This window comes from Rhizorhabdus sp. (genome assembly GCF_018006725.1).
Classification (GTDB): domain Bacteria; phylum Pseudomonadota; class Alphaproteobacteria; order Sphingomonadales; family Sphingomonadaceae; genus Rhizorhabdus.
In genome coordinates, this window is the sequence record NZ_JAGMXV010000376.1 from 1 (window position 1) to 3,537 (window position 3,537).

The 3,537-nt window shown below is 63.5% G+C and carries 4 protein-coding genes; 1 reads left to right on the forward strand and 3 read right to left on the reverse strand.

The window, feature by feature from the left end:
* The 3 genes from KAY22_RS26300 to istA all read right to left on the reverse strand — a co-directional run.
* A partial coding sequence (locus KAY22_RS26300; protein WP_296626039.1) for a recombinase family protein occupies positions 1-568 on the reverse strand: 568 nt, incomplete at its 3' end.
* 234 nt (positions 569-802) lie between these two features.
* Positions 803-1,531, reverse strand: coding sequence for an IS21-like element helper ATPase IstB (gene istB, locus KAY22_RS26305; protein WP_292684435.1), 729 nt, complete (start codon positions 1,529-1,531; stop codon positions 803-805).
* Positions 1,518-3,032 carry an IS21 family transposase gene (istA, locus tag KAY22_RS26310; protein ID WP_292683854.1) on the reverse strand — a complete coding sequence of 505 codons (1,515 nt, stop codon included), beginning with the start codon at positions 3,030-3,032 and terminating at the stop codon, positions 1,518-1,520. Before istA ends, istB begins: the two co-directional genes overlap by 14 nt.
* A gap of 95 nt (positions 3,033-3,127) precedes the next feature.
* Between istA and KAY22_RS26315 the strand changes: the two genes are divergently transcribed.
* On the forward strand, positions 3,128-3,537 hold a 410-nt coding region (locus KAY22_RS26315; RefSeq protein WP_296626040.1), incomplete at its 3' end, for an RHS repeat-associated core domain-containing protein.

Sequence of the window (3,537 nt, forward strand, 5' to 3'; positions counted from 1 at the left end):
CGCGATGGGTGATCTCGCCAAGGTAGATTCGATTGGCGAGCATCTGGTAGAGCGCTCCCCGGCTGAAGTTCATGTTTCCATAGACACGGCCATCCTTGAAAGTCCGGGCCTTGGTCCGGATGCCTTGCGCGGCCAGCTCAGCCTGAAGTGCATAGACTGAGCCAAGTTCGAGGTAGCGGTTGAAGATGTTCCGTACCCGCTCAGCCTCCTCCGGTACGATGACGAGTTTGCGTTCCTTGACCGCGTAGCCCAGCGGCACGACCCCGCCCATCCACATGCCCCGGGCCTTCGAGGCCGCGATCTTGTCGCGTATCCGCTCACCGGTGACCTCGCGTTCGAACTGGGCAAACGAGAGTAGGACGTTGAGGGTCAGGCGTCCCATGCTGTTTGTCGTATTGAAGGCCTGAGTAACGCTGACGAACGAGGCTCCGCGCTTGTCGAGGGTATCGACGATGCGCGCGAAATCGGCGAGACTGCGGGTAAGACGATCGACCTTGTAGACGACGATTACGTCGACCTTGCCCGCTTCCACATCGGCAAGCAGTTGCTGCAATCCCGGCCGGTCCATCGAACCGCCAGAGTAGCCGCCATCGTCGTAAAGCTCGGAACTGGCTTCCCATCCCTCGTGGGTTTGGTGTCAATCGGCGTTCAATCGGGACCCCCTATCGGCGTGCAAAAGGGACCCCCTTGCAGTTGCGGGGATTGGTTGATGCTGGGCGCGTGTTTCGCGCTGCTGGCGGCGTAGGGAGGGCGTAGCCCGACCGGAGGCGGCAGCAGCGCGAGGGCCGTTTTTCTGATTGGGTCAGCTGCGGTTTTTGAAGCGCCAGCTGTCGTTGCCTGTCTCGACGATATCGCAATGGTGGGTGATGCGGTCGAGCAGCGCAGTGGTCATTTTGGGGTCGCCGAACACGGTGGGCCATTCGCCGAAGGCCAGGTTGGTGGTGATGATGACCGAGGTCTGCTCGTAGAGCTTGCTGATCAGATGGAACAGCAGCTGGCCGCCTGAGCGGGCGAACGGTAGATAGCCCAGTTCATCGAGCACCACGAGATCGAGCCTGCCGAGCTGGGCTGCGATGGCGCCAGCCTTGCCGATGCGAGCTTCTTCTTCGAGCCGAGTGACGAGATCGACCGTGTTGAAGTAGCGTCCGCGAGCGCCAGCACGCACGACGCCGGCGGTGATCGCGGTGGCCAGATGGGTCTTGCCCGTCCCGGTCCCGCCGATGAGCACGATGTTCCGGCGACCAGGTACGAACGAACCTGCGTGAAGGGAGCGCACCAGCCCTTCGTTGATCGGGGTCCCCTCGAACACGAAGGCGTCGATGTCCTTGATTACCGGCAGCTTGGCCGCGGTCATGCGATAGCGGATCGAGGCGGCATGACGATGCGCGGCTTCGGCGCGCAGCAGGTCGGCCAGGATCTCATGGGTCGTGCGCTTGCGCTGCAGCCCGGTGGTGACCGCCTCGTCGAAGGCCCCTGCCATGCCCTTGAGGCCGAGCGAGCGCATCGCCTCGATCATCTCATGCCGCTGCATCGAAGCCTCGCACCGTATCGTAGCGCGCGCAGTCCGCGATCGGCGGGTGGTTGAGCTTGAGGTCGACGATCACGTCCAGGGGGCGCTCGGATGGCGGGTCCCGGTATCGGGCCAGAATGTTGAGGATGACCTCGTCGCTGACGGCACCGCTATCAAGCGCCTCCCGGATCGCGGCCTCGACCGCTTCCAGGCCATCGGTCATTACAGCTGCCAGCACGCGCACGAAGCGGCGGTCGGCTTCATCACCGCTGCCCAGCTTGCGCCGCAGCCGCGTCAGTGCCGCTGGTAGGTCCCACCCCTGGAAGGGTGCGCCGTTCCGCAAGGCCCCAGGCTTGTTGGCCAGAACGGGCAGGTAATGCCAGGGATCATAGATCGTTCGGTCGCGGCCGAAGTGCCGGGCATGTTCGGCGATGACCTCGTCGCCGAGGCGCACGACGATGCAGTCGGCATAGGCGCGGACCTGAACGGACCGCCGTGCAGCCTTAGCCATGACCGAGTAGCGGTTGCGGTCGAAGCTGATCAAGCAGGTGCCCGTCACGGCATGCGCGGTCTCGTGGAAGCCGTCAAACGGTGCCAGCATCGGCTGCAGGGCTGGTCGTTCGAGCTCCAGCGCTTCGGCAACGGTCAGCTCCTTTTGCTCGGGATGGGCGTGCCTTACGGCCCAGCGCAGGCACTCAGCTTCCAGCCACCCGTTGAGCTCCTCGATGCTGGCAAAGCGCAGGCGGGGTTGGAAGAAGCGGCCTCGGATGGTCTGCACCTGGTGTTCAACCTGCCCCTTCTCCCACCCCGCCGCTGGCGAGCAGGCCGTGGGCTCGACCATGTAATGATCAGCCATGACCAGAAAGCGGCGGTTGAACACCCGCTCCTTGCCGATGAACACGGTGGTGACCGCGGTCTTCATGTTATCGTAGATCCCGCGCAGCGGAACGCCACCAAAGAAGGCGAAGCCGCGGGCATGGGCGTCAAACACCATCTCCTGTGTCTCGCGTGGATAGGCTCGGACATAGACTGCCCGCGACGCGCATAGCCGCATATGCGCCACCTTCACCCGCATCGGCTTGCCGGCGATCTCTACGTCCTCATGGCTCCAGTCGAACTGGTAGGCCTCGCCGGGCTGGAATAGCAGCGGGATAAAGGCCGGCGCCCCATCGCCAGGATCCTTGCGCCGTGCTTCCGCCCAGCGCCGGGCGTAGCGCCGGACCGCATCGTAGGAACCCTCGAACCCCTCACGGCACAGCAGGTCATGGATGCGCGTCATCCGCAGCCGATCGCGCCGGGGCCGGGCCTCGTTCTCCGTCAGCAGCACATCGAGCCGCTCCTGAAACGGCCCAAGCCTGGGCAGCGGTTGAACCTTGCGCCGATAATCGAACGCGCCTTCCGGCGCCCGGATCGCCTTGCGCACCACCTTGCGCGACAGCCGCAGATCCCGCGCAATCGCCTTGATCGACTTCCCATCCGCGTGTTCACGCCGAATCCGGCAAACTGTCTCCACCACCAACATCCCGATCTCGCCACCTGGAAAACCAGACAGCTCGCTACACCATCAGAATGAGGGGTCCCTTTTAGACGCCGATCACCCCGCTAACGGGGTCCCTTTTGCACGCCGGTCTACAGCTATACTACTATAAGGCCCGGATGTACTCTCCCACCCTTGGTCGGTTCCTTCAGACAGATCCGATCGGTTACGCCGACGGACTCAACTGGTACAACTATGTCGGCGGCGATCCGGTTAACCGCGTCGATCCCAGCGGGCTCTGCGGGACACAGGATCCATCATTCCCTTTTCCCTGCCCCAGCGAGATTGTGGTGGTAGGCAGCCGACCTAGCAATCCATATGTGCCCAGCTCAGGTGGTGCAGAAAACAATGCTGCCGGCTATTTTGGCGCACTTGGTCGCGGCGGATCGGCCGCTCCCAGTCTGGGTGCATCCATTCCATGGTATCCGCGAGGTACTGTCGCTGCCGCACAGGTGCCGCAAAGTGTGAAGCCGGGGCCATGCTCGACTGC

Excerpts from the sequence above, each read along its gene's own strand:
- istB (WP_292684435.1), bottom strand. The coding sequence starts at position 1,531 with ATGCAGCGGCATGAGATGATCGAGGCGATGCGCTCGCTCGGCCTCAAG.
- istA (WP_292683854.1), bottom strand. The coding sequence starts at position 3,032 with ATGTTGGTGGTGGAGACAGTTTGCCGGATTCGGCGTGAACACGCGGAT.